Below are 23,977 nucleotides of genomic sequence, written 5' to 3' on the forward strand. Positions count from 1 at the left end.
CGCTCACACAATATGTTATAATATCATAACATGTCAAATGACGATAAAGACGACCTCGTTTTCAAGGCGTTGAGCCACCGCGTGCGCCGCCGCCTTCTCGATCATCTTAAGCAGGCCCCCCAGACCACTGGCGCCCTTGTTGCGATGTTCCCGGATCTGGATCGCTGCACCATCATGCAGCATCTCGGCGTGCTGGAAGGGGCAGGCCTCGTGCATGCCGAAAAGCGTGGCCGAAAGCGCTGGAACCATCTGGACGCCCTCCCCGTGCACGCAATTCACGAGCGCTGGATTGGTCCCTACGCCGCCTACGCTGCGGCAATGTTGTCCCGTCTCTCTAGGGCGGTGGATATGCCCGCTGATTGATCACGCCATTGTCAGGGCTTTTCGCGGCGCGGATCGAAACCCTCGCGTTTCTGCGTCGTTCGCTTTTCAGCACACCATCGTGATGAAAGGAAATGCCGCATGCTTTATGTCGATATCCCGACGCATAAGGACCTTGACGCCCTTCGCGCCGCCCGGAACGAGGCCAGTGTTTCGATCTACCTCGAAACCACTCCGATCACCCAGGATATCGAAAAAAGCAGGATTGCCCTAGGCAATCTCGGCAAGCAGGCTCTTGCCCAGCTTTCCGATGCCGGTCTTGACAAGCGTCGTCTCGCCGCCCTTGGCGAACACCTGGACGATCTGGGCGAAGACGAGGATTTCTGGCGCCATCAGGCTCATAGTCTTGCCATCTTCGCGACCCCGGAATCCATCCGCACCTTCCGGCTTGCCAATCGGCTGACCGACCTGGTCGAGGTTTCAGACCGCTTTCACCTCAAACCGCTCCTGCGCGCCGTGACCTTCCGCAATGCCGCCCATGTTCTGGCTGTTTCAGAAAACTCGGTGAGACTGATTGAGATCGCAGCGGACCTGCCGGCGACTGTGGTGAACGTACCCGATTTCCCCGATGGGGCCGCCGACGCGGTCAACAAGTCCACCATCAACGATCGCTCGCATGCGCGCCGCATTCATGGCTCCGAGGGCGAAAAGGTTCAGCTCACCAAATATGTTCGGCGCATTGACGCGGCGCTGCGGCCGGTAATCGGTGCGCAGGACCTGCCGCTTATCCTGGCAGCAACCGAACCGGTGGCCTCCCTTGTGCGCTCAGTGAGCGGCTTTGACTTCGAGCCCGATATCATCGCCGGCAGCCCTGATCGCCTCAGCGAGACCGAACTGGCGGATGCGGCAAGAGCGGTGCTCGACGCCCGCTATGCCCGTAAACTCGAAGACTTCGCAGAACTATTCGAGACCCGGGCAGGACAGAACCGCGCCACCGGCGATCTATCGGACGCCGCCCGCGCCGCCACGTTCGGCGCCGTGGACACTTTGCTTGTGGACATCGACCATACGGTGCACGGGCAAGTCGATGAAGAAACCGGTGCGGTCACGTTCTCCGATACGCCCGATGCCTTCGACTATGGCATTGTCGATGAAATCGCCGGCCGCGCCCTCGCTTCCGGTGCAAGCGTTCTGGCCGTGCGCCGTGACGATATTCCCCGCGGCGGCGATCTGGCGGCAATCCTGCGCTACCCGGTCTAGCCAAGCGCCCCGACTTGCCGTTACTCATTGGGTGGTGGCCTCAAGGCCGCTGCCCAACTATTGATTGTGAGTCATGGCCTCCTCCTACGCCTCTCCCCCAGCCGGCCTGCCCGGCCAGATGACCCTTCACACCGGCCGCGCCGTATTCACCGAGGCCTATGCGCTTATCCCGGCCGGCGTGATGCGCGATATTGTCACCTCCTATCTTCCCAATTGGCGCGATACGCGCGCATGGATCATCGCCCGTCCGATGAGCGGCTTCGCCGAGACGTTCTCGCAATATGTCGTGGAAGTCCTGCCCGGCGGTGGCAGCGAACGGCCGGAGCCCAACCCGGAAGCTGAAGGCGTCCTTTTTGTCGTTGCAGGGGAAATGACCCTGACCCTTGCGGGCCAGACCCATCATCTCCGCGAGGGCGGCTACGCCTTCGTTCCGCCTGGGGCGGCCTGGAGCCTTGTCAACAAGTCCACCGAACCAGTGCGTTTTCACTGGGTGCGCAAGCGCTACGAGGCCGCCGAGGGCATCGCCCTGCCCGACGCCTTTGTCACCAACGAGCAGGACCAGCCGATCCGCTGGATGCCCGGCACCTCGGACACATGGGGCACGACGCGCTTTGTCGAGCCGACTGACCTTCGCCACGACATGCATGTCAACATCGTCACGCTCGAGCCTGGCGCGGTAATTCCGTTCGAGGAAACCCATGTCATGGAGCACGGACTTTATGTGCTTGAGGGCAAGGCCGTCTACCGGCTGAACCGCGATTGGGTGGAAGTGGAGCCAGGCGACTTCATGTGGCTGCGCGCCTTCTGTCCGCAGGCCTGTTATGCCGGCCCGCAACGGTTTCGCTATCTGCTCTACAAGGACGTCAACCGCCATGCCAAGCTGCCATTCTGAGCCATGAGCGATCGTCTCCTGCCCATCAAGCCGCTTTCCGTCGAAGCCTTCGCGCCATTCGGCCAGGTCATAACGACCGATGGCGCCCATCATTACCCGATCAATGCCGGTATGACTGAACGCTACCATGACCTGGCGCGGGTCGAGCTCGGGGGCGTCCATCCCCGCCCCCTCATTTCCATCTTTCGCGGTCAGCCCTATCCGCTCCCGCTGGATCTGCGCATGGTGGAACGTCATCCCCTGGGCAGCCAGGCATTCTACCCTCTCGCCGACACCGAATGGCTGGTGATCGTCGCCGAGGACAAAGCCGGCCTGCCGGTGCGCATTCGGGCCTTCCGCCCGGCGCGCGGGCAAGGCGTCAACATTGCCATGAATACCTGGCATGGGGTGCTGACGCCTCTGGGCAGCCCCGCGGACTTTCTCGTCGTGGACCGGGGCGGCGAGGGCAACAACCTCGAAGAGCACGTCTTCGACCGGCCTTGGCGCATTGTAGGCTGAGCGCGTCGTAACCCTGATTTGTGCTTCGCCTCGCATCTCTTGCGGCGCTGCTATAGTTTGGGGTCGTGAAACGGGGAGAAGGCCAGACCATGTTCAGACTGCTCCAAATCGTCCTGGTGTTTCTGGCCATGATAGTCCCGGCCTGGGCCCAGCCCGTTACCATTTCCGGCACCGTGACCTATAGAGAGCGGATTGCCCTCCCGTCCGGCGCCCAATTGCGCGTTACTCTTGTGACGCTGCCGGAGGGCCAATCCCTCGCTGGGGCAACCGCCCGAATTCCGGCAAAGGGACAGGTACCCCTCTCCTATTCCCTGAACGTGCATCGACCTCTTGGGAACGGCATCTATGGCCTTGTCGCCGAAATCCAGGCCGGCGACGCCGTCCTGTTCCGGAATGCGGCGCCGGCTCCGGTCGATCCGACTTCGAGCGAGCCGGTCGAGATCGTTGTCCAGTCCCAGCCGCGCCAACTGGCGCGGCCTCCCGCGCCCACCTTTCCCGCTGCCCTTATCGACACCGAATGGACCGTAACCAGCATCGGCGGCCGCCCCACACTGAATGGACGCCCCGTGACGTTGCTCATTGCAGCCGACCTGCGCGCGGGCGGCAAGAGCGGGTGCAACGACTATTTTTCTGAAGCCAGCATCTCAGAAGGCGCCATCACGTTCGGGCCAGCCGCTGCCACACGCATGGCCTGTGCTCCAGACGTCATGGCACAGGAGGCCGGTTTCTTCGCCGCGCTCGAAGCCGTGGCCGAATTCGATCTCGATGGTACGCGCCTGCGCCTGCTCGATGCGGCCGGCATTCCGCTCATCGGCCTCGTGCGAGAAGGAGAATGAGCATGGACCGCGCCGCACTCGTTTCGCGCTTTTTCGACGTGATCGAAAACGACATCGCGCCGCGCACGGCAGAGGGTGTGCGCAAGGGCAACAAGCTCTTCGGCGCCGCTATCCTGCGCAAGTCGGACTTGTCCCTGGTCGTGGCCGAAACCAATAACGAGATCGAAAATCCGCTCTGGCACGGCGAAATGCATGCCATCAAGCGCTTCTTCGAACTTCCCGAAGACCAGCGCCCGAAACCCGCCGAATGCCTGTTCCTCGCAACGCATGAGCCCTGTTCGCTCTGCCTTTCTGGCATCACCTGGTCAGGCTTCGACAATTTCTATTATCTCTTCAGCCATGCCGACAGCCGCGACAGCTTCGCCATTCCCTACGATATCGAAATTCTCAAGGCGGTTTACGCTGTGCCCGATCCACAAACCGGAAGCGTGGCGCCGGACCGCGATCTCTACAATCGCAGCAATGCCTTCTGGACCAGCCATGGCATCCAGGACATGCTGGCAGGCCTCGACAGAAGCAGCCGCGAAGCCCTGCTCGAGCGGTTCGACGACATCGCAGCATATTATGGCGAATTGTCCGCCACCTATCAGAAGGATAAGGGGCAGCGGAACATTCCGCTGGCTTGAGCCTATTTGATGGCCAGATCGGCAGGCACGAAGCTGCTTTGCGGCACCTCGGCCTGCGACGCGACAAAGGTAAGGGCACTAAGACCGAGGGCAAAAATCGCCCCTGCCAGGAATTGCATCAAGGCTTTCCGTGTCGGCATAGTCCACCCCTCGCGTCCGGGTCTCAAGCAATTGCTCGAAGCGCTGTGACTATGCCGTCTTGGGGTCCTGCGTAAATCCTGCCGGACGCATGTCAGCCATGCTGACCGAACCTTTTCCGGGCAGCGGCGTTTCACTTGATGACGACTTGTGCAACCAGGGGAACACCCATGTCCGACCCGATGATACAAAACGGCGGCGGCGCGGTCCCGCGGCTCGCCGTTTTTACCGATTTCGACGGCACGCTGGTCGAAATTGCCGAAACGCCTGATGCCATTGATGTGCCGTCCGAGCTGACCGAGCGCATCGACCGCGCTTTGCAGGATTTCGACCATGCCTTTGCGGTTTTGACCGGCCGCGAAATTGCTGAGATCGACCATTATCTGGCACCATTGCAATTGCCCGTCGCAGGTGCGCACGGAGCACAGCGCCGTCGCGCCGACGGCACACTCGAAGCAATCGACGATGCCGTCATTTCCGGCGCCGACGCCATAGCGCAATCGCTTCAGCCGCTTGCCATTGCCAATCCCGGCCTGCTGGTCGAGGCCAAGGACGGCGCGGTGGCTATGCATTTTCGCCAGGCCCCGGAGCTGGAGGGCGAGGTGCACCAGGCGATGCAGGAAGCGCTGGTCGAGCATCCGCAATTCACGCTCGTTCCGGGCAAGATGGTGCTCGAGGCTCGCCCTGTAGGCTTCGACAAGGGCGCCGCCCTGCGCGCCTTCATGCAGGAAGAGCCTTTTGCCGGCCGGACCCCGATCTTTATCGGCGATGACCGAACCGACGAGGACGCCTTTCGGGCCGCGCAGGAACTGGGCGGCATCGGCATCAAGCTGGGTTCGGGGGATACTGTTGCCCGCATGCGCATAGCCGACGTGGACTCGGTCTACGCCTTGCTTCGCGGGCTCGGCGACCTCGCCCATCGCGATCCTGAAGCTGAGCCGCTTTTGTCGGACGCCACACACTGATCGACCGGCCGGATTGTTCCGGTTGTTGCTGAAGAGAGCCGAAAAGGAGCCAGAACCCTCATGAGCCGCATTGTCATCGTATCGAACCGCACTCCCGGCAAAGGCCCGGTCGCTGGCGGCCTGGCAGTGGCATTGCGCAAGGTACTGAGCGAACGCGAAGGGTTCTGGTTCGGCTGGTCGGGAAAGTTGACCGAGCAGCCGGCGCGAGAGGCCCGCTTCGAGGATATCGATGGCCTGCAGGTGGGCCAGATCGATCTCACCCGCGATGATCACCACGCCTATTATGCGGGATTTTCCAATTCTATCCTCTGGCCGAGTTTTCACCTCCGCCTCGACCTCGCAACCATAGAAAGCCATTGGTACGAAGGTTATCGCCGGGTGAACCACCAGTTCGCCCGCGCTTTGCTGCCCCTGCTCAAGCCGGATGACGTCATCTGGGTGCATGACTACCATCTCATCCCGCTGGCTTCCGAACTGCGCGCGCTCGGTGCGCGCAATCGCATCGGCTTCTATCTGCACATCCCCTTTCCCACGGCGGATGCGCTCTATGCAATTCCGCACCATGAGGAATTGATGCGCGATCTCTCGCGCTATGATCTCGTGGGCATGCAGGCCCGCCGCGACGTGGCCGCCTTCACGGAATTCGCCGAGCATCAGATGCCCTCCACTTTTGGCGGCCATCGCAGCGAAACCATCGATTTCAGCCGCACGGAAGTCGATGCCTTCCCGATCGGCTCGGACCCGGATGCCTTCGCGCGGCTTTCTGTCAGCCCGGCGGGAACCAAGATGGTGCATCGGATGAAGCGGGCCTTGGGGGATCAGCGGCTTATTCTTGGCGTGGATAGGCTCGATTATTCCAAGGGCCTGCCGCAACGGGTCGAGGCCTATGAAAAGCTCCTGGCCAACAATGCCCGCTTGCGTCGCTCCGTGCACCTGCTTCAGGTAGCGCCGCCCTCGCGCGACAGCATCAAGGAATATCAGGAAACGAGCGATACGCTCGACGCTATGTGCGGACGCGTCATGGGGCATTTCGCCGAACCTGACTGGCAGCCTCTGACCTATGTGAAGCGCGCCTACGGCCAGCCGAGCCTGGCCGGGCTTTATCGCTTGGCCAAGGTGGGCCTGGTGACACCGCTTCGCGATGGCATGAACCTTGTGGCCCACGAATATGTGGGGTCGCAGAATCCGGCCGATCCAGGCGTGCTGGTCCTGTCCCGTTTTGCCGGTGCTGCGGAAATCTTTCCCGAGGCGCTTCTCGTCAACCCGTTCGATACCGACGAGACTGCCGAAGCACTGCGCATCGCTCTCGACATGCCGATCGAGGAACGCCAGCAGCGCTGGCAGGCCCTGATGAACGCGGCCAAGCACCACAATGTCGATAACTGGGCCGCAAGCTTTCTTGACCGCCTTGCCCCAGGGTCGATGCCGCAGAGCGGCACCCGCGACATTCTTTACCTCGCCTCCGTCGCCTGACGACAGAGGCGAGAACGCTTCAGAACAAAAAAAGGGCGGTCCATCGGGACCGCCCTTAATTTGTTAATTGGCTGCCGAGCGCCGGGCCCTGCCGGCATCGCGCTGACCCTTGGTCCAGCGCGGCTTGCCGCTCTTGGCGGCGCCGGGATTGGTGCCGATGACCTTGCCGGTCTCGGCATCGCGCCGCACCATCTTTGTCTCACCATTGGGGCGCTGCCCATTGGCTGCTGCATTCTTGGTCCGCTCGCCGCCAGGACGGGGCGTATTGAACTTGCGGGCGTTCTGCTTGGGATTGCGCGCCGTGCGAGCACCAGCCGGAGCACCAGGCGCGTTCCGTGCGGCACGCGGGGCTGGCGCTTCCTCGACCAGATTCACATCGCCCGAGACCGGCAGTGTGCGGCGGATCAGGCGTTCGACATCGCGCAGCTTGCTCTTTTCGGTGCCGTCGCAAAGGGTGATCGCAATACCGGATGCGCCGTTGCGCCCCGTGCGCCCGATGCGGTGCACATAGTTTTCCGGATCGTCGGGCAGTTCGTAATTGACCACATGGGTAATACCCTGCACGTCGATGCCACGCGCCGCGATATCGGTCGCGACAAGGATGCGCACCGTGCCATTGGCAAAACCCTTGAGCGCCGCCTGGCGGGCATTCTGGCTCTTGTTGCCGTGAATGGCCGCTGCTTCATGCCCATCGATGGCGAGGTTCTTGGCGACGCGATCGGCACCGTGCTTTGTGCGCGAGAAGATGATCACGCGGTCCATGCCTTCCTTCTCGTCGTCGAGCAGGCCGTTGAGCACGCCACGCTTGGCCTTCGAACCGGACATGATCACGCGCTGGTCGATCTTGACCACGGTGGAGCCCTGCGGCGCCGCCTCGACCTTGATCGGTTCTTTCAGCAGCGTCTTTGCCAGGTCTTCGATTTCGGTGGCCATGGTGGCCGAGAACAGCATCGTCTGGCGGCGCAGGCCGATGGCCTTGGCAATGGCGCGCACCGGGGCGATGAAGCCCATGTCGAGCATGCGATCGGCTTCGTCCAGCACCAGCCAGCGCGTCTCGTTGAGGCGGATCTTGTTGTCGTCGAGCAGGTCCTTGAGCCGGCCCGGCGTCGCCACGACCACGTCCACGCCCTTGGCGATCTTCTGGACCTGATGGTAGCGCGACACGCCACCCAGCACGAGCACCGTGTCGAGCTTCATCTTGGAGCCGGCAAACTTGCGGATATTTTCGTCGATCTGCACGGCCAGTTCACGCGTCGGCGCCAGGATCAGCGCGCGCGTCGTCATGGGGCGCGGCCGCCCGGTAAGGCCAAGCAGGCCGGCCAGGATCGGCAGGCCGAAGGCCGCCGTCTTGCCCGAACCGGTCTGGGCAATGCCCAGCATGTCCCGGCCTTCGAGAAGCTTGGGAATGGCTTGGCTCTGGATTTTGGTGGGCTCGGTGAAGCCGCCGGCCGTAAGGCTGTCGGTGATCAGGGTCGGCAGGCCGAGCGAAATGAAATCGGTCAAACTTTTGTCTTTCATGGTGCGCGATGCCGCGCAGGCGCCATGCTGCACGCAGCGTGACGCTTCTTCAAAATGCAATCGGGCGATAGGAAATATCGCGCGGGTGCTGGCTCAAACCCGGTATGAGATCATCGGGCCGACTTCGCCGCTCACCGCATGAGTAAGAAGAGAAGTCCATCGACGGCCCTAGGCCGCGACGCAGGGCACATATGGGGGAACTGCCCGAAAATAGCAAGCTTTGGCTGCGCATGGGTGAACTGCAGCGGCAAGATCACCCCGCATGACGCGGGCTCATGTCAGACGGGTACGGGGCTAGATGCCGCCGTACCAGTCATAGCCATTGTCCTCCCAATAGCCGCCCTTGCCGCGACCGAACGGCGCGAGGTCATCCACCAGCTCGATCGTGTGCAGATATTTGGGCTGCTTGTAACCCAGCGCCCGCTCTATCCGCAGGCGGATTGGCGCACCATTGCTCACCGGCAATGCCTGGTCATTGAGCCCATAGCTGAGAATACTCTGCGGGTGATAGGCGTCGACGAGATCCGAGCTCGTGTAATAGAGCACGTCCCCGCTCAGTGTCCGCTGGATATTGTCGAAGCAGTGATAGACGGCATAGCGAGCGCCAGGCCTCACCCCCGCCTGATCCAGCACCGGGCCGAGCGGCGTCCCCGTCCATTTGGCAATACAGCTCCATCCCTCGACGCAATCATGGCGCGTGATCTGGGTGCGGCTGGGCATGTTGCGCAATTCGGCCAGCGAAAAGCTGACCTCGCGGTCGACCATGCCCTTGATGGTCAGCCGATAGGGCTCGAAATTGGCTTCGCGCAGGAACATGTATTCGGGCGTTGTCGGCTCGGTCGAACCATTCGGCTTCATCCCCTGCCGGATTTCGCTTTGCGCATATTCCCGCGCCAGCACCTGATCGCCAATCAGCGCACGCTGCGCGGAATAGGTCAGCACATTGGCGCGCTCCATGACTGCGCGCACCCTATTGTCGCGTTGAGCGAGGAAATCGAACTGGTCGCAGCCCGACACGGCAAGGCCCGAGCCCAGTGCGGCCGAACCGAGCAGGAAGCGGCGGCGATTGATGATCAGCCGGCTCATGAGCGATCTCCCTCTTGGCTTTGTGTACCGGGACTGGTCCGATACCAGCCGGTAATCATCGAGCGCAGCTCGTTAATCGGCCCGGCCAGCAAGACCATGGCGATATGGACGATGAAGAACGCCACGAGGAGCACCATGACGACGAAATGGATGGTGCGTGCCGTCTGACGCCCCCCGAACACGTCGAGAAGCCACGGCCAGGCAGCATCCATGCCAGGGCTCATGGTCAGGCCGGTGAGGATGATCAGCGGAAAGAGGACGAAGAAAACGGTGAAATAGCTCAGCTTCTGCAACGGCGAATAGACCCGCCCATGATGGAAGCGGAAGCGTGCGTGGTCGAGAACATCCCGTGGCAGGCCGCCGACATCGCTTGGCTTGGGGAGGATGTCCCGCCGCAGATGCCCGTTGATGAAGCTCGCCAGGAACCAGACGAACAATGCCGCAACGAAGATCCAGCCGAAGAAAAAGTGTACGACGCGCCCTGTCGCAAGATCACGAAACGAAGGAATGGTAACGCTGCCTGGAAAAGCCGTATAGACAGGATTGCCCTCCGGTCCGCTCATCCCCAGGATGCCGCTTGTATCATAGGTCTGCCCGAAAACGGTCGTTTGCCCGCGCGGTCCTTCGGGCGTGTTGATGGCCCCGATCCGCAAGACGGCGTTGTCGAATTCGAACCCGCTCTGCTGCCCTATATACAGTGCTGGATGGGCGTTGAAGATCTGCAACCCCGACAGCAAAAGGAAGAACAGGCAAAGCGCCCATGTCCAATGGGTCAGCCGCGTCCAGATGGACTGGCGATAGACCAGTGGGCCACGTTGCGGCGGCGCAATTTCCGGCTCTGTCATCATTCCCTCCCACCAAAAACGTGGCGACCACCTGCACTCATAACGTTGCATCATATTGCGCAGATGGCCGCCGTCACGACAACTTTACTGCGCGGACGTCATTGAGTCGCCGCCCATGGCATCGTGTCCCTTGTGAAAGTCCTGGCACGCTGTCTCGGCCACCATGGCGACATCCGAAAAGGTGATGGCCTTGGCCTGCGCTATGCAGGTGGCGAAGTCTTCCTCGCTCATCGTGGCCATCATGCTGTCGCCACCCATACTGTCCATCATCGGATCGGTGGCCACGGCATCCTGCGCCTGGGCTGCGCTAGCCAGCGTCATCAGCAGAGCAGACAATACAGAGATTGCAAGAAATTTGGTGGACATGATCAGGCTCCCTTGAACGACCGCAGCCCATTGCCAGCGATTCATGCAAGCCCATTCGTGCGCCTCCCAAACTTGGTTACGGCTTCACGCAGCCGTGTTCTGTGATCGCTTTTTTATCCAGCCATGTAACCTCTCCCATGCCGCAAGCGAATGGGCTGGTGATGCAGGCAGATGCCATTGAAGAACGGATGCGCACACTCATGCTCGCGGCGCTGGATGGCGACGCGGTGGCATACAGGAAGCTTTTGTCCGAGCTCACCCGCTATCTTAAGCCTTGGTTTGCCCGCCGCCTGAGCCCTGCCCATGCCGCCCATGCGGAGGACCTCGTGCAAGAGACCCTGCTCGCGATACATTCGCGTCGCGCGACCTATGACAGGAACCGCCCTTTCACCGCCTGGCTTCATGCCGTGGCGCACCACAAATTCGTCGATCATATCCGCCGCTATTCCATCCGCCCAACCATCGCTCTGGAAGACGACGCGTCTGTTTTTGCAGTGGATGAAAGCGGCCAGAGCGCAGATCGGCACGACGTGGAAATCGCCTTGGCGCACATTCCTGATCGCACCGCCGACCTCATCCGCCAGACTCGCATTGAGGGCGCCAGCATCGCCGAAGCTGCCGCACGCCATAACATGAGCGAGACCGCCGCCAAGGTGAGCATTCACCGTGGCCTCAAATCCCTGATGCAACGCTTTGCCGGAGGCGACACATGACAAACGATCTCATTGATCGCCTCGCCTCCGATCTCAAGCCCACCCCGCCGCGCGCCATGGAACGGCGTTTGGCATTTGCATTCACCATCGGCCTCATCATGGCCTGCATCGGCGGCGCCATCCTGCTCACCGCCATCGGACGACCTTTCGGTGCGGCTTTCGGCAGCCCGATGTTCTGGGTAAAGGCCGGCTATACGCTCGCCTTCGGCATGCTCGGCCTCGCCGCCACGCCCGTTCTGGCTCGGCCCGATGGGCGCATAATCTGGCCGCTGGCCGGCGCCGCCCTGCTTGTCGTGCTCGCGCTCTCGCTAGGCACGATATCATGGATGGCTGACGATTGGGCCCGGCCAGCGCTAATGGGCGGCACGGCCATGGTTTGCCCCTGGCTGATCACCCTCACCGGCGCGCCGATCCTTTGTGCCCTGCTCGCAGCTCTGCGCACGGCCGCCCCTCGGTCAGCGACGTTGGCAGGCTTTGCCGCCGGGCTTGTCGCCGGAGGGTTTGGCGCCTGGGCCTATGCCTTCTATTGCGGGGAAACCGGCCTGATGTTCATGGCTGTCTGGTACACTCTCGGGATTCTGATGACGGCCCTGCTCGGGGCCATCCTGGGGCGCCTGCTTCTGCGCTGGTAACCGGCCTGCCAATGAGAACGACGCCGCAGCCAAGGCCGCAGCGTCCACAGGTTAAAAGGCCGGCATGCTTACTCGGCGAGTGCCTGGGCGTAACGGTCGGACACTTCATCCCAGTTCACCACATCCCACCAATTGCTCAGATATTCCGCGCGGCGGTTGTTGTAGGTGAGATAGTAGGCGTGTTCCCACACGTCATTGCCCAAAACGGGCGTGCCCTGCACTTCGGCCAGGTCCATCAGCGGATTATCCTGGTTTGGCGTCGTGGTGATTTCGAGTTCACCGGCATCGGTTACCACCAGCCATACCCAGCCCGAACCGAACCGACCAGCACCGGCTTCCTCGAAGGCCGCCTTGAACTCGTCCATTGAGCCATAGACCGCATCGATCGCCGCCGCAAAGTCATCGCTGGGCTCACCGGCTTCTTCGACCGGCCCGATGATCTGCCAGAAGAAGGTATGGTTCCAATGGCCGCCGGCGCTATTGCGGATCCCCGTAGGATATTCGCTCGCCGATGCGACCAAGTCCTCGACATTGGCGTCAGCAGGGATGGTGCCGTCTTCGACAGCATTGTTGAGGTTGTCGACAAAGCTCTGATGGTGCTTGCTGTGATGCAGCTCCATCGTTTGCGCGTCGATCACTGGTTCGAGCGCGTCATAATCGTAGCCGAGCTCCGGCAGGCTGAAGGCTGCACTTTCCTGGGCCATGGCCGGCATGGAAAGGGCGAGGACGGCGATCGCGGCGCCGGTAGCGGGCATGAAATTCATCGTTTGGGTTCCTTTGACGATACAGGGAGCAAACCTGCCCCCTGCACATCAAGTTCCCCGGCAATTTTCGCGAGGCGATAAGACTTTCGTGTTCGCGGTGCCGCCTATTGCTCGTCGCGGGCAGCCCAGTTCATGCCGCGACGCAGGATCGTGGCCATATTGGCGTTCTCGAATTCCTTGGCGCTGTGCCCCAGCGTCATATGGAACACGCGCCCTTTGCCGTGCTGGCGCTTCCAGGCGACCGGCATCACCACACCGTCGATCCAGTCGGCATGCTCGCCGGTAAAGGTCGTGGTCGCCAGCACTTCGATCGACGGATCGACATGCATGTAATATTGCTCGGACGTGTAGGGGAACGACTTGATCCCCGCCATGATCGGATCGTCGGGCTTGGCGACGTCCACCGTATAGTCGATGATATTGCCCGGATGGGCGACCCATTGGCCACCGACCATGAACTGATAATCCACCGCATCGCGGAACGCATCGCTCATGCCGCCATGATGGCCGGCGAGCCCCACACCGCTCTGCACGGCCTTGGTAAGGTTCTCGACCTCTTCTTTGGCGATCTTGCTCATGGTGTAGATCGGGATGATCAGCGACAGCTCATGAATGGACGGATCGGCAAAGGCGCTGGTTTCCGTTGCGGTGCGCACCGAGAATCCATCTTCATGCAGCCAGCGGCGATAGATAGAGGCACACTCCTCCGGGTCATGACCTTCCCAGCCACCATAGACGATCAAAGCACTGCGCATCTGGATACCCCGCAAATCAAACGCGCGGAGAATACCCTACTGGTTCGGTATTGAAACCCCATCGCCGCCATCGTGTGCAGGAGGCTTCACAGGTCAAAATTTGACCAAAAGGTCCACTTTCGCCTGTCATAAATAGCTGCTTAACTGCTTCTCGACGCGGACGCCTAACGTCTGGTGCGGCATTGCTGCGACGTCGAACACAAAAAGCAAAGGGATAACAGGGATGAAAAAAATACTGTTGGGCGCCACCGCGCTCACACTCTGTGCCGGCTTCTCCAGCGCGGCCTATGCTGAGTTCACGCTCAACATCCTGCACATCAATGATTTCCATTCCCGCTTCGGGCCCATCACCGGCACCGATTCCAATTGTGATGTCGAGACCGACGCCGCCGGCGAATGCTTTGGCGGCATCGCCCGCCTGAAGACGGCGATCGACACGAAGCGCGCCGAGCTCGACGGCCAGAACGTTGTTCTGGTTGACGCTGGCGATCAGTTCCAGGGGTCGCTGTTCTACACCCAATATCGCAGCGAGATCATCGCCGAGTTCGCCAATGACCTCGGGATCGAGGTCATGGCGGTCGGCAATCACGAGTTCGATGACGGTCCCGAGGAACTTGCCGCCTTCCTCGAGGCCGCAAACTTCCCGATCATCTCGGGCAATACCAATGTCGAGAATGAGCCGCTGCTGGCCGGAAAACTCGAGGGCACCTACGTGCTCGACGTTGGCGGCGAGAAGATCGGCTTCGTGTCCGCCCTTGCCGAAGACACCGATGAAACCTCTTCGCCAGGCGATGGCGTTGAATTCGATGACACCATCACAAGCCTGCGCACCCAGGTCGACGCCCTGACCGCTGCCGGCGTCAACAAGATCATCGCGCTGACCCATGTTGGCTATACCCAGGACCTGCAGATCGCGGCCAATGTGCCGGGCATCGACGTTGTCGTTGGCGGCCATTCCCACACGCTTCTGTCCAACACCGACGAGGCCGCGGCTGGCCCCTATCCGACGATGGTCAACAATCCGGATGGCGCGGAAGTCCCGGTCGTGACCGCGGGCGCCTATGCCAAATATCTGGGCGACCTGGTCGTCACTTGGGACGATGAGGGCAATGTCATCTCCGCCGAGGGCGCACCCATCATCATGGACGCCTCGGTCGAGCCTTATGAAGCCTATGTCACCCGCCTCGCCGAACTCGAGGAGCCGATCCAGGCATTGATGGCTGAAGTCATCGGCACCACAACCGAGCCACTCGAAGGCAGCCGCGAAGTCTGCCGCGTCCAGGAGTGCTCCATGGGCAACCTGCTGGCCGACGCGATTCTGGATCGCGTCGCCGACCAGGGTGCGACCATCGCCTTCCAGAACGGCGGCGGCATTCGCTCCTCCATCGATGCAGGCGACATCACCATGGGTGAAGTCCTCACCGTCCTGCCTTTCTCCAACACGCTGGCAACCGTTGAAATCTCGGGCGCTGACGTCATCGACGCTCTGGAAAACGGCGTGAGCGACATCGAAAACGGCGCTGGCCGCTTCGCTCAGGTCGCCGGGCTGAAATATTCCTACACGCTGGCCAATCCTGCTGGCGAGCGCATCAGCGATGTCATGGTGCGTGGCGAGGGCGACGAATGGGTGCCGATCGACGAAGAGGCCACCTACAAGATCGTCACCAATAACTACGTACGCGGTGGCGGCGATGGTTACGGCACTTTTGCCGAAGGCGACAATGCCTATGATTTCGGCCCGCCGCTGGAACAGGTCGTTGCCGACTATATCGCCAAGCAGGGCGGCACCTATACGCCCTATACCGACGGCCGCATCACCGTGGTCGAATAGGTTGAAACAGGAAGGGCGCCCTCGAGGCGCCCTTTCTTTATCATCTGTTCAGCTCTGCATCAGATGCCGCCGATGGCGGCCGAAAGCGCATCCTGGTTCCAGGGTTTGGCGATAAAGGCCGTGTCAGCTGGCAATTCACCGGTCAGCGGCTTGCGCCCTGCAGAAACGACGATGATGCGGATATGCGGCCAGACGACCCTCACATGATTGGCCAGGACGAAGCCGCTGCGCGAGCCCGGCATGTTCACATCGGTGATGAGCCCTGAAAAGCTCTCTGCCGCCCGTTCCAGCACGGCGAGCGCTTCTGACGTGCTGCCGGCCTCATAGGCCTCCAGGCCGCATTCCCGCACCAGCTCCGCAAGGTCCATCCTGACGAAGGGTTCATCATCGACGACAAGAAAAGCACGTTTGACAGGATCTGGGCTCATTTTTGCTAAACGCGGAAGGATTTGAGAAGTTGCAGAGCTTTAGCGGCGACGCGCCAATTGTCCCCAGATCAGCAGCACGATCACCGCACCAACAATCGAGGCGATGAAGCCGGCCCCGTCTCCGGGCCCATACCAGCCGATCTGCTGCCCGAGCCAGGTCGCCACTACCGAGCCGACGATCCCCAGAACGGTCGTGAGGATGAACCCGCTGGGCTTGTTGTCGCCAGGTGTGACCCACTTGGCGATAAGACCGGCAAAAAAGCCGATGATGATGGCTCCGAGAATGGACATGTGACGCTCCGTTGTTTGGTGCCCAAATAATTCGGCAGGCCCCAACCGGGTTGCACCGCATCTGCGACGTCCGAAGGATGCAGCCTTGCCTTATGAGCGCGGGTTGGCTTAAGCTTTGCTCGTCCACAGGGGTGCTTCCGCTCGGAAGCTGAGATGCGGCGCAGGCTGCGAACCCTTCAAGCTGATCTGGATAATGCCAGCGGAGCGAGATGGAATGCACGATGCGCATCGCCAAATCCTGCTCTTTGCCTTGTCTTGCGACAGGAAAGAGAGACCCGACTCTATCCGGATCGATTTCGACTGCATCGATTTTCAGGATAGAGCATGTCTTTCAAGCACAGCCTTTGCGCCGCCAGCCTGGCCTGCGCGCTCACCACGCCGCTTCAAGCCGCCGAACCGGTTTCGGTCACGCTGGACTGGACCCCGAATACCAATTTCGTCGGCCTCTATATTGCTCAGGCGCTGGGCCTTTACGAAGACGCCGGCCTCTCGGTCACCATAGAACCATTTGTTTTCGGGCAGGCCCATGGTGATGTAGCCGCCTTCGGCATTCTCGATTTCTACACCGCGCGCGCCGCCGGGCTCGACGCGGTCGGCGTTTATGCAGTTACCCAGACCGAAACCGGGCGGCTGGCCTATCAAGGCCACGACATTCACCGCCCCCGCGATTTGGTCGGCAAGCGCTATGGCGGCTTCGGCACCACTTGGGAAAAAGCAGTGGTGGATGCGATGATCATGGCCGACAACGGCGTGCCGGACTACGAGATCGCCACCTATGACGGCTCTCTCTATGATGCCTTGCGCGCAGGCCAGATCGACTTCACCCTCGAAGTCCTGACCTGGCAAGGTGTCGAGAACGACTTGGCCGGTCGGGATATCGGTGCCTTCCGCTATGCCGATTATGGCGTTCCCGAACAGCATACAATCCTGCTGGCAGCTGATGCCGCCTTCCTCGCCGAGCGTCCGGAGACAGCTTTAGCCTTCGTCGAGGCCACGCGCGCTGGCTATCGTCTGGCCGTCGAGAACCCTGCCCAGGCCGCCGAAATTCTCATGGCCGCTGCACCCGAGCTCGACCCGGAACTCGTACTTGCCTCCAGCAGGCTCATGGTCGATGGGCACTACCTCATGGCCGAGGATGGCACGATCGGAGAGTTCGATGGCCGCCGCATGGAGCAGCTTGCCGACTTCCTCTTCGACGCAGGCGCCCTGGTCGATCGCGATGGCGCCGCCCTGGCGCAACGCCCGGACATCTCGGAATGGTACACCAACAGATATCTGGACTGACCCATGTAAAAGGGCGCCGCGTGGCGCCCTTTTCTCAAACCGAATGTTCGCTCCGGTCCCGGTCCGTCAGCGTGCCCAGATCGAGCACTTTCTGGATATTGGTCGCGTGGCGGAAGCTGGGCTCGAGGTTCTTGCCAGTGCGCACGGCATCGACGAAGCGCTGATAATTGGTCGGTACCGGGTCGACCTCGACCTCGGTCCATGTTCCGGTTTCCACATCGTCACCCAGGCAGGTGAAGAGCTTGGACCAGTCATGGCGGTGCTGCACTTCCACCGAGCCCTTTTCGCCATAGACACGCAGGCGCAGCTCGTTGAAATGCCCGGTCGCCCAACGCGTCGCATGGATGACGCCCAGCGCGCCATTCTCGAGCTGTGCGGTCATGGCAAAGCTGTCATTGGCATCGAGATCATATTCGCCGATGACATTTCCAGGGGCCTTGTCGAAAGTTTCGAGGCGACAGAACACCTTGGAGAAATCGCTGCCGGCGCCATAGGCGGCAAAGTCGAGGATATGCACCCCGATGTCACCCAGGACGCCGTTGGAGCCGTGCTTCTTGGACAGTCGCCACAGCCACTGGCTCTCGGTACGCCAATCGCCCCAGGCCTTGGACACGAGCCAGCTCTGCAGATAGCTTGCCTCGAAATGCTTGACCGTACCGACCTGCCCGGACTGTACGATGTCGCGCGCCTTCTGCAATTGGGCGACGTTGCGGTAGGTCAGGTTCACCATGTTGACCAGGCCGAGCCGCTCGGCGGTCTCGGTCATTTCCATGGCCTTGGCATGGTCGGTCGCCAGCGGCTTCTCGCAGAAGACGTGCTTGCCGCCGGCCAGGGCCGCCATGGTGGTCGGGTGATGGATGCTGTCCGGGGTCACGTTGGCGACGGCGTCGAACTCGCCCCAGGCCAGCGCCGCATCCAGCGAGCCGAAGCCGCGTTCGATGCCATGCATGGCATTGAAGGCCTCCACCCGCGCGGGCTCGACGTCGACCCCGCCGGCAAGGGTTACCCCTTCGATGGCTGCAAAATGCTTGGCATGCGTATTGGCCATGCCGCCGGTTCCTAGGATGAGGATCCGCATAGTCTGATTCCCTGGGCACCCAGCCCGCTTGATTTCGCAACGGCCCCCGCCAGCGCTGGAGCCGAATGAAGACGAATGTCTGTTATCCGGGCGCAACCGAACGAAGCCGGCCCGGACGAATTTGCTAGGGGTGCATCCTGTGTTCCGGATGCACCCGGGGCCCGGTTCAGGCCTTCACTTCGCCGGCATGGTCTGCGGCCGAGAGCTTGGCGCCGCGTTCCTCGATCTTTTCGATCGCTTCGCCGACCGGCGTATTCGGAGCCTTCATCAGATGGGCGTGACGGTCGCCGTTATAGGCCCAGTTCACCGCATTGCGCAGCACCGTGCCGACATTGGCGTCGTGATAGGTCGGATAAGTTTCGTGGCCGGGACGGAAATAGAAGATGTTGCCGGCGCCGCGACGATAGGTCAGACCGCTGCGGAACACTTCACCACCCTGGAACCAGGAAACGAACACGGTTTCCAGCGGCTCTGGCACGGTGAAGGGCTCGCCGTACATCTCTTCGTATTCGAGCTCGAAATAGGGCGGCAGGCCCTTGGCGATCGGGTGGCCCGGATTGACGACCCAAAGACGCTCGCGCTCACCGGCCTCGCGCCAGTGAAGATTGGCCGGCGAGCCCATCAGGCCCTTGAACACTTTGGAATGGTGCCCCGAATGCAAGACGATCAGCCCCATGCCCTGCCAGACATGTTCCATGACGCGCTTGACGACGGCGTCATCGACCTTGTCGTGGGCGGCATGACCCCACCAGAGCAGCACGTCGGTCTCGGCCAGAACGGCGTCGGTCAGGCCGTGCTCGGGCTCCTGCAGCGTCGTGGTCTTGACCGAAAGATTGGCGTCCTGCTGCAGCAGCGAGGCAATCTGGTTGTGCATGCCGTTGGGATAGTTCTCGGCAACGACCTTGTTCTTCTGCTCGTGAACGTTTTCACCCCAGACCAGGGTACGGATCGGCATTGTCTTTTCTCCTAGTGTTGCGGCCAGTTGGGAGGAGCCGCAGTAATCGTCCGGGTCAATCCTGAGAAGGCGGAACTCCCTGTCTTGCAACAGAGGGTCCCGCCCGTCCCGATCAATGCACCCTCGTTCAAGAAAGTGACGATCCGATGGACCGTCGCAAATTGGGCCTAGCGAATGGGTTTGCCCGCGGCGTCGAAGCGATGGACCTTGTCTTCCATGGGGGAAATATGGACGACGTCGCCGCTCTTGTAGGTCGATGTGCCATCGAGACGCACTACGACCGGCTCTTCGGTACCCATTTCGAGGTACACATAGGAATCGGCGCCCAGGTTTTCCGTATGGATCACCGTGCCACTCCACACCCCGTTATCCGGAACGATCGTGAGATGTTCGCCACGGATGCCCACGGTGTCGGCGTTGAAGGCGGATGCCTTGTCGCCGGAAATGAAGTTCATCTTGGGCGAACCGATAAAGCCGGCCACGAACACCGAATTGGGGCTTTCATAAAGCTCCATCGGCGTACCCACCTGCTCGACCAGGCCATCGCGCAGCACGCAGATGCGGTCGGCCAGCGTCATGGCTTCCACCTGATCGTGCGTCACGTAGATCATCGTGACGTCATGCATTTCCTCGTGCAGCTTGGCGATCTCGATACGCGTGGCCACGCGCAATGCGGCGTCGAGGTTGGACAAGGGCTCGTCGAAGAGGAACACCTTGGGATCGCGGGTGATGGCGCGGCCAATGGCCACGCGCTGGCGTTGGCCGCCTGATAGCTGCTTTGGCAGGCGGTCGAGATATTGCCGGATCTGCAGCATGTCGGCAGCGCGCTCGACGCGCTGGCGGATCTCTTCCTTGCCCTTGCCCTTTTCGAGCGTCAGGCCGAAGGCCATGTTTTCGTAGACCGTCATATGCGGGTAAAGCGCATAGGACTGGAACACCATGGCGATGCCGCGCTTGGATGGCGCCAGCGCATTGACCACTTGCCCATCGAACAGCATCTCACCCGATGTGATGTCCTCGAGGCCAGAGATCAGGCGCAGGAGCGTGGACTTTCCGCAGCCCGAGGGGCCGACGAATACCATGAACTCGCCCTTTTTGACTTCGAGGTCGACGCCCTTGATGACGTTGACGGCACCGAAGGACTTTCGAACGTTGCGGAGCTCAATAGAAGCCATTTGTGATTATCCTTTCACGCCGCCGGCGGTGAGGCCCGACACAATCTTGCGCTGGAAAATGAGGACGAGGGCAACGAGCGGCACGGTGACGATCACCGAAGCGGCCATGATGATGCCCCAGGGGATTTCATATTGCGAGCCGCCCGAGAGCAGTGCGATGGCCACTGGCACGGTGCGCGTCTGGTTCGACACCGTAAAGGTCAGCGCGAACAGGAACTCGTTCCAGGCCGAGATGAAGGCCAGCAGGCCTGTGGTCACCAAGGCCGGCCACATCAGTGGCATGAACACGCGGGTGATGATGACCCAGGGCGAAGCGCCATCGACGATCGCGGCTTCTTCGATTTCCACCGGGAGGTCGCGCATGAAGGTGGTCAGGACCCAGACGGTGAAGGGCAGCGTGAAGATCGTATAGGAGAAAATCAGCGCCCAGGGGGTGTTGTAGATGCCCAGGAACCGGATCACCTCGAAGAGCCCTGCCAGAACGGCGATCTGGGGGAACATGGAGACGGCCAGGATCGTCATCAGCAAGAGGCTTCGGCCACGGAACCGCACCCGGCTGAGAGCGAACGACGCCGTCACCGCCAGGAACAGTGCCAGCAACACCGTGACCGTCGCCACGAACACCGAATTCAGCAGATTGCGGGGGAATGCGCCCTGCGAAAACACCGACTGATAATTGGCCAGGCTGAACGAGGTCGGCCAGTAATTGATACGGAACAGGTCCGTGCCCGCTTTGAAGCTGGTCAGGATCGCGTAGTAGAACGGAAACACCGACACCACGACGATAACCACCACCAGAGCGTAGAACAGCACTCGCTTGGTGAGTTTCCAGAGATCGAAACTGGCGGTCATCAGCGGTCTCCCCCATCAAAATTGACCTTGCCCAGCCAGATATAGAGGATGGTGAAAATCGCGATCAAAAGGAAGAGCAGCGTTGATTGCGCGGAGCCCTCTGCGAACTTGTTGAACTGGAAAAGGTTCTCCTGGCTCATCACCGACATCGTCTTGGTCGCAGCCGAATTGGGCGTCAGCACATAGATGAGGTCGAAGATGCGCAGCGCGTCGAGCACGCGGAAGATGATCGCCACCATCAGCGCCGGCCGCACCAGCGGCAGGGTGATGCGGAAGAACTGCTTTACCGGATGCACCCCGTCGATATCGGCGGCTTCATAGATATCCTTTGGGATCATCTGCAGGCCGGCAAGGATCAAGAGCGCCATGAACGGAGTTGTCTTCCAGATATCGACCACCAGAACGGCGAACATTGCCGTATCGGGCGTCGCAGTCCAGGCCACGGCGCGATCGAGCAGGCCCAGGCGCATGCCCAGGTCGTTGAGAATGCCGAACTGATCGTTCAGCATCCAGCTCCACATGCGGGCCGAAACAATGGTTGGGATCGCCCAGGGGATCAGGATAGCCGCGCGGACAATGCCGCGGCCCTTGAACTCGGCGTTGAGCACCAGCGCAACGATCATCCCCAGGATGGTCTCCCAGAGCACCGACCAGAATGCGAAGCGCACCGTGTTCCAGACCGCGTTCCACCAGCTGGGGTCTGCCAGCACGCCGCGATAAATGGTGCGACCGCTTTCGAGCACGCGGATCTGCAGGTAATTGCCGAAGCCGATCCATTCGGCCCCGTAGAGATCGTTGAGCGTCGCGTCGGTAAAGGAGAAGTAGATCGAACGGGCCAGCGGCCATCCTGCCACGATCGCCAAGGCGATCATCATCGGCAGCAGGAACAACCGAGCCGCGCGCACGCGCTGCTGCATCAATTCCGATCGCGGCTGCGCTTTTGCCACCGCTACCGGCGCGCCAAGCGTTTCGCTTGTCATGCGCTCCCCCCATTTTGGAAAAGTAAGAAAATGCGGGCCCGAAGGCCCGCATTCGCGTCGATCTGCTTACTGCAGCAGGTCTTCGAGGTCGATCTCGAGAACTTCGAGGTTCTCGGCGGCCGAGCCATTACCGGAGAGCGTGTTGTGCACGGCGCTCCAGAACAACGAGGAAGCCTCGTTGTAATTGGCCTGGGTCGGGGCAGACGGCCGCGGCACGGCGTTCTGGAAGATGGCTTCCCAGGCGCCCATGAAGGGAGCGGCGGCCAGTACTTCTTCATCCGTATAGAGCGACTGGACGGTCGGCAGGTTGTTCTGCGCGATCGCACGACGCTTCTGCGATTCGGGCGAAGCCAGGAACAGGGCCAGCTCGGTTGCCGCTTCCGGTTCGGTCGAGTAGCTCGACACAGCCCAGTTCCAGCCGCCCAGCGTTGCCGAGGACTTGGCGCCTTCGCCTTCACCGGCCGGGAGCGGAGCCACGTCGAACTTGCCCTTGACGGCAGCGTCGTCGTTATTGCTCAGCGCGTAGGCATAGGGCCAGTTGCGCATGAACACCGCATTGCCCAGCTGCCAGACGCCACGGGCTTCTTCTTCGCCATAAGCGAGGACGCCTTCGGGCGCGATGGTGCCGACCCAGCTTGCGGCTTCTTCGAGAGCGGCAACGGCATTCTCGTTATTGATCGAGATCGTGCCGTCGGCTTCGATGATCTGGCCGCCGCCGTAAGAATTGACCCATTCCAGGGCGTTACAGGTCAGGCCTTCATAAGCGTTGCCCTGGAACACGAAGCCCCACAGTTCCGAATTGCCTTCGGCGCGTTCGGCATCCATGATTTCCTGAGCGGTCTGGCGCAGCTCGACCCAGGTGGTGGGGACTTCCTTGTTGTACTTTTCGAGGAGATCCTTGCGGTAGTAAAGGGCCGGAGCGTCGGTGAAGGCCGGGACGGCGACGAGCTTGCCGTTCACGGTCTGCGACTCGATCACAGAGGGGAAGTGTTCGCCGGCATAGGGAGCAAAGGCATCGGTCAGGTCGATGAACTGGTCGGCCAGCTGGGGAGCCCAGATCACGTCGGTATTGTAGACGTCGATGTCGGAATTGCCGGCAGCGAGCCACAGGCGATATTGGCCGAACTGGTCGCTGGTCGACGACGGCATCGGCACGATGGTGACGGTGTGGCCGCTCTCCTGGGCGAAAAGATCAAGCTCGGACTGCAGGAACTGCAGGCCGGTGCCGGTGTCGCCCGAAACGATGGACAGGTCAGCAGCCTGCGCCACGCTGACCAGGGTCACACTTGCCAGCATGCCCAAGGCTAGTTTCTTCAAATTCATCTAGAACCTCCCGGTGAACAATAGTTGGGAGAGGCATGCCTCAATGGCCAGCACGAACCGGTGCATGGCCTGACCCCTCCCCCATCAAAGCG

The 23,977-nt window shown here is 61.3% G+C and carries 26 protein-coding genes and 1 riboswitch; of the genes, 12 read left to right on the forward strand and 14 right to left on the reverse strand.

Annotated elements, in window-relative coordinates:
* Positions 1-30 precede the first annotated feature (30 nt).
* From VE26_RS17475 to VE26_RS10790, 8 genes are all read left to right on the forward strand, one after another.
* Complete coding sequence (locus tag VE26_RS17475) at positions 31-363, forward strand: ArsR/SmtB family transcription factor (RefSeq protein ID WP_084620367.1); 333 nt, start codon at positions 31-33, stop codon at positions 361-363.
* Between the two features lie 99 nt (positions 364-462).
* A complete protein-coding gene (locus VE26_RS10760; protein WP_046105303.1) occupies positions 463-1,581 on the forward strand; it encodes a baeRF8 domain-containing protein in 1,119 nt (372 codons plus the stop codon).
* A 73-nt stretch (positions 1,582-1,654) separates the two neighbouring features.
* On the forward strand, positions 1,655-2,473 hold the full coding sequence (locus VE26_RS10765) for a bifunctional allantoicase/(S)-ureidoglycine aminohydrolase (RefSeq protein WP_046105304.1): 819 nt from the start codon (positions 1,655-1,657) through the stop codon (positions 2,471-2,473).
* A 3-nt stretch (positions 2,474-2,476) separates the two neighbouring features.
* A complete protein-coding gene (locus tag VE26_RS10770) occupies positions 2,477-2,971 on the forward strand; it encodes an ureidoglycolate lyase (protein WP_046105305.1) in 495 nt (164 codons plus the stop codon).
* Positions 2,972-3,060: 89 nt separating this feature from the next.
* Positions 3,061-3,807, forward strand: coding sequence for an META domain-containing protein (locus VE26_RS10775; protein ID WP_046105306.1), 747 nt, complete (start codon positions 3,061-3,063; stop codon positions 3,805-3,807).
* Entirely contained in the window at positions 3,804-4,433 is a 630-nt protein-coding gene (locus VE26_RS10780) for a cytidine/deoxycytidylate deaminase family protein (RefSeq protein ID WP_046105307.1), read from the forward strand. The genes VE26_RS10775 and VE26_RS10780 overlap by 4 nt, the downstream gene beginning before the upstream one ends.
* A gap of 308 nt (positions 4,434-4,741) precedes the next feature.
* Positions 4,742-5,536, forward strand: coding sequence for a trehalose-phosphatase (gene otsB / locus VE26_RS10785; protein ID WP_052715847.1), 795 nt, complete (start codon positions 4,742-4,744; stop codon positions 5,534-5,536).
* Between the two features lie 60 nt (positions 5,537-5,596).
* The gene (locus tag VE26_RS10790) at positions 5,597-7,009 is read left to right on the forward strand and encodes an alpha,alpha-trehalose-phosphate synthase (UDP-forming) (RefSeq protein ID WP_046105308.1); all 1,413 of its coding nucleotides are present in this window, start codon (positions 5,597-5,599) and stop codon (positions 7,007-7,009) included.
* A gap of 63 nt (positions 7,010-7,072) precedes the next feature.
* Here the strand turns inward: VE26_RS10790 and VE26_RS10795 are convergent, their stop codons facing one another.
* The 4 genes from VE26_RS10795 to VE26_RS10810 all read right to left on the reverse strand — a co-directional run bounded on the left by VE26_RS10795 (position 7,073) and on the right by VE26_RS10810 (position 10,824).
* On the reverse strand, positions 7,073-8,512 hold the full coding sequence (locus tag VE26_RS10795; RefSeq protein WP_425283857.1) for a DEAD/DEAH box helicase: 1,440 nt from the start codon (positions 8,510-8,512) through the stop codon (positions 7,073-7,075).
* Between the two features lie 309 nt (positions 8,513-8,821).
* On the reverse strand, positions 8,822-9,613 hold the full coding sequence (locus VE26_RS10800) for a molybdopterin-dependent oxidoreductase (protein ID WP_046105309.1): 792 nt from the start codon (positions 9,611-9,613) through the stop codon (positions 8,822-8,824).
* A complete protein-coding gene (locus tag VE26_RS10805; protein WP_052715983.1) occupies positions 9,610-10,458 on the reverse strand; it encodes a cytochrome b/b6 domain-containing protein in 849 nt (282 codons plus the stop codon). Before VE26_RS10805 ends, VE26_RS10800 begins: the two co-directional genes overlap by 4 nt.
* An 84-nt stretch (positions 10,459-10,542) precedes the next feature.
* The gene (locus VE26_RS10810) at positions 10,543-10,824 is read right to left on the reverse strand and encodes a hypothetical protein (protein ID WP_152658823.1); all 282 of its coding nucleotides are present in this window, start codon (positions 10,822-10,824) and stop codon (positions 10,543-10,545) included.
* Between the two features lie 188 nt (positions 10,825-11,012).
* Between VE26_RS10810 and VE26_RS10815 the strand changes: the two genes are divergently transcribed.
* Positions 11,013-11,537: a sigma-70 family RNA polymerase sigma factor gene (locus VE26_RS10815; RefSeq protein WP_046106244.1), complete on the forward strand. Its 525-nt coding sequence runs from the start codon at positions 11,013-11,015 to the stop codon at positions 11,535-11,537.
* Complete coding sequence (locus VE26_RS10820; RefSeq protein ID WP_046105312.1) at positions 11,534-12,169, forward strand: NrsF family protein; 636 nt, start codon at positions 11,534-11,536, stop codon at positions 12,167-12,169. Before VE26_RS10815 ends, VE26_RS10820 begins: the two co-directional genes overlap by 4 nt.
* A gap of 68 nt (positions 12,170-12,237) precedes the next feature.
* Here VE26_RS10820 and VE26_RS10825 read toward each other — a convergent pair whose 3' ends face one another.
* Together VE26_RS10825 and VE26_RS10830 are read right to left on the reverse strand one after the other, a co-directional pair.
* Entirely contained in the window at positions 12,238-12,933 is a 696-nt protein-coding gene (locus VE26_RS10825; RefSeq protein ID WP_280136885.1) for a superoxide dismutase, read from the reverse strand.
* A 104-nt stretch (positions 12,934-13,037) separates the two neighbouring features.
* Positions 13,038-13,688: a ThuA domain-containing protein gene (locus VE26_RS10830; RefSeq protein WP_046105313.1), complete on the reverse strand. Its 651-nt coding sequence runs from the start codon at positions 13,686-13,688 to the stop codon at positions 13,038-13,040.
* Positions 13,689-13,911: 223 nt separating this feature from the next.
* Between VE26_RS10830 and VE26_RS10835 the strand changes: the two genes are divergently transcribed.
* Positions 13,912-15,519: a bifunctional metallophosphatase/5'-nucleotidase gene (locus VE26_RS10835; RefSeq protein ID WP_046105314.1), complete on the forward strand. Its 1,608-nt coding sequence runs from the start codon at positions 13,912-13,914 to the stop codon at positions 15,517-15,519.
* A 59-nt stretch (positions 15,520-15,578) separates the two neighbouring features.
* Here VE26_RS10835 and VE26_RS10840 read toward each other — a convergent pair whose 3' ends face one another.
* Both VE26_RS10840 and VE26_RS10845 read right to left on the reverse strand, forming a co-directional pair.
* The gene (locus tag VE26_RS10840; protein WP_046105315.1) at positions 15,579-15,947 is read right to left on the reverse strand and encodes a response regulator; all 369 of its coding nucleotides are present in this window, start codon (positions 15,945-15,947) and stop codon (positions 15,579-15,581) included.
* 39 nt (positions 15,948-15,986) lie between these two features.
* Positions 15,987-16,238, reverse strand: coding sequence for a GlsB/YeaQ/YmgE family stress response membrane protein (locus VE26_RS10845; RefSeq protein WP_046105316.1), 252 nt, complete (start codon positions 16,236-16,238; stop codon positions 15,987-15,989).
* A 117-nt stretch (positions 16,239-16,355) separates the two neighbouring features.
* Positions 16,356-16,464, forward strand: a riboswitch (TPP riboswitch).
* Positions 16,465-16,562: 98 nt separating this feature from the next.
* Here VE26_RS10845 and VE26_RS10850 point away from each other — a divergent pair.
* A complete protein-coding gene (locus tag VE26_RS10850) occupies positions 16,563-17,522 on the forward strand; it encodes an ABC transporter substrate-binding protein (protein ID WP_052715849.1) in 960 nt (319 codons plus the stop codon).
* 34 nt (positions 17,523-17,556) lie between these two features.
* Here the strand turns inward: VE26_RS10850 and VE26_RS10855 are convergent, their stop codons facing one another.
* The 6 genes from VE26_RS10855 to VE26_RS10880 all read right to left on the reverse strand — a co-directional run bounded on the left by VE26_RS10855 (position 17,557) and on the right by VE26_RS10880 (position 23,885).
* The gene (locus VE26_RS10855) at positions 17,557-18,600 is read right to left on the reverse strand and encodes a Gfo/Idh/MocA family protein (protein ID WP_046105317.1); all 1,044 of its coding nucleotides are present in this window, start codon (positions 18,598-18,600) and stop codon (positions 17,557-17,559) included.
* Positions 18,601-18,766: 166 nt separating this feature from the next.
* Positions 18,767-19,555 (reverse strand): ThuA domain-containing protein, encoded by a 789-nt coding sequence (locus tag VE26_RS10860; RefSeq protein WP_046105318.1) that lies wholly within the window; start codon positions 19,553-19,555, stop codon positions 18,767-18,769.
* A gap of 167 nt (positions 19,556-19,722) precedes the next feature.
* Complete coding sequence (locus VE26_RS10865) at positions 19,723-20,730, reverse strand: ABC transporter ATP-binding protein (RefSeq protein ID WP_046105319.1); 1,008 nt, start codon at positions 20,728-20,730, stop codon at positions 19,723-19,725.
* A 6-nt stretch (positions 20,731-20,736) separates the two neighbouring features.
* On the reverse strand, positions 20,737-21,582 hold the full coding sequence (locus tag VE26_RS10870) for a carbohydrate ABC transporter permease (RefSeq protein ID WP_046105320.1): 846 nt from the start codon (positions 21,580-21,582) through the stop codon (positions 20,737-20,739).
* A complete protein-coding gene (locus VE26_RS10875) occupies positions 21,582-22,562 on the reverse strand; it encodes a carbohydrate ABC transporter permease (RefSeq protein WP_046105321.1) in 981 nt (326 codons plus the stop codon). Before VE26_RS10875 ends, VE26_RS10870 begins: the two co-directional genes overlap by 1 nt.
* 66 nt (positions 22,563-22,628) lie before the next feature.
* The gene (locus VE26_RS10880; RefSeq protein ID WP_046105322.1) at positions 22,629-23,885 is read right to left on the reverse strand and encodes an ABC transporter substrate-binding protein; all 1,257 of its coding nucleotides are present in this window, start codon (positions 23,883-23,885) and stop codon (positions 22,629-22,631) included.
* Between the last annotated feature and the right edge of the window lie 92 nt (positions 23,886-23,977).

Source organism: Devosia chinhatensis (assembly GCF_000969445.1).
GTDB classification, from domain to species: domain Bacteria; phylum Pseudomonadota; class Alphaproteobacteria; order Rhizobiales; family Devosiaceae; genus Devosia; species Devosia chinhatensis.

Excerpts from the sequence above, each read along its gene's own strand:
- VE26_RS17475 (WP_084620367.1), top strand. The coding sequence starts at position 31 with ATGTCAAATGACGATAAAGACGACCTCGTTTTCAAGGCGTTGAGCCAC.
- VE26_RS10760 (WP_046105303.1), top strand. The coding sequence starts at position 463 with ATGCTTTATGTCGATATCCCGACGCATAAGGACCTTGACGCCCTTCGC.
- VE26_RS10765 (WP_046105304.1), top strand. The coding sequence starts at position 1,655 with ATGGCCTCCTCCTACGCCTCTCCCCCAGCCGGCCTGCCCGGCCAGATG.
- VE26_RS10770 (WP_046105305.1), top strand. The coding sequence starts at position 2,477 with ATGAGCGATCGTCTCCTGCCCATCAAGCCGCTTTCCGTCGAAGCCTTC.
- VE26_RS10775 (WP_046105306.1), top strand. The coding sequence starts at position 3,061 with ATGTTCAGACTGCTCCAAATCGTCCTGGTGTTTCTGGCCATGATAGTC.
- VE26_RS10780 (WP_046105307.1), top strand. The coding sequence starts at position 3,804 with ATGAGCATGGACCGCGCCGCACTCGTTTCGCGCTTTTTCGACGTGATC.
- otsB (WP_052715847.1), top strand. The coding sequence starts at position 4,742 with ATGTCCGACCCGATGATACAAAACGGCGGCGGCGCGGTCCCGCGGCTC.
- VE26_RS10790 (WP_046105308.1), top strand. The coding sequence starts at position 5,597 with ATGAGCCGCATTGTCATCGTATCGAACCGCACTCCCGGCAAAGGCCCG.
- VE26_RS10800 (WP_046105309.1), bottom strand. The coding sequence starts at position 9,613 with ATGAGCCGGCTGATCATCAATCGCCGCCGCTTCCTGCTCGGTTCGGCC.
- VE26_RS10805 (WP_052715983.1), bottom strand. The coding sequence starts at position 10,458 with ATGACAGAGCCGGAAATTGCGCCGCCGCAACGTGGCCCACTGGTCTAT.
- VE26_RS10810 (WP_152658823.1), bottom strand. The coding sequence starts at position 10,824 with ATGTCCACCAAATTTCTTGCAATCTCTGTATTGTCTGCTCTGCTGATG.
- VE26_RS10815 (WP_046106244.1), top strand. The coding sequence starts at position 11,013 with ATGCGCACACTCATGCTCGCGGCGCTGGATGGCGACGCGGTGGCATAC.
- VE26_RS10820 (WP_046105312.1), top strand. The coding sequence starts at position 11,534 with ATGACAAACGATCTCATTGATCGCCTCGCCTCCGATCTCAAGCCCACC.
- VE26_RS10825 (WP_280136885.1), bottom strand. The coding sequence starts at position 12,933 with ATGAATTTCATGCCCGCTACCGGCGCCGCGATCGCCGTCCTCGCCCTT.
- VE26_RS10830 (WP_046105313.1), bottom strand. The coding sequence starts at position 13,688 with ATGCGCAGTGCTTTGATCGTCTATGGTGGCTGGGAAGGTCATGACCCG.
- VE26_RS10835 (WP_046105314.1), top strand. The coding sequence starts at position 13,912 with ATGAAAAAAATACTGTTGGGCGCCACCGCGCTCACACTCTGTGCCGGC.
- VE26_RS10840 (WP_046105315.1), bottom strand. The coding sequence starts at position 15,947 with ATGAGCCCAGATCCTGTCAAACGTGCTTTTCTTGTCGTCGATGATGAA.
- VE26_RS10845 (WP_046105316.1), bottom strand. The coding sequence starts at position 16,238 with ATGTCCATTCTCGGAGCCATCATCATCGGCTTTTTTGCCGGTCTTATC.
- VE26_RS10850 (WP_052715849.1), top strand. The coding sequence starts at position 16,563 with ATGTCTTTCAAGCACAGCCTTTGCGCCGCCAGCCTGGCCTGCGCGCTC.
- VE26_RS10855 (WP_046105317.1), bottom strand. The coding sequence starts at position 18,600 with ATGCGGATCCTCATCCTAGGAACCGGCGGCATGGCCAATACGCATGCC.
- VE26_RS10860 (WP_046105318.1), bottom strand. The coding sequence starts at position 19,555 with ATGCCGATCCGTACCCTGGTCTGGGGTGAAAACGTTCACGAGCAGAAG.
- VE26_RS10865 (WP_046105319.1), bottom strand. The coding sequence starts at position 20,730 with ATGGCTTCTATTGAGCTCCGCAACGTTCGAAAGTCCTTCGGTGCCGTC.
- VE26_RS10870 (WP_046105320.1), bottom strand. The coding sequence starts at position 21,582 with ATGACCGCCAGTTTCGATCTCTGGAAACTCACCAAGCGAGTGCTGTTC.
- VE26_RS10875 (WP_046105321.1), bottom strand. The coding sequence starts at position 22,562 with ATGACAAGCGAAACGCTTGGCGCGCCGGTAGCGGTGGCAAAAGCGCAG.
- VE26_RS10880 (WP_046105322.1), bottom strand. The coding sequence starts at position 23,885 with ATGAATTTGAAGAAACTAGCCTTGGGCATGCTGGCAAGTGTGACCCTG.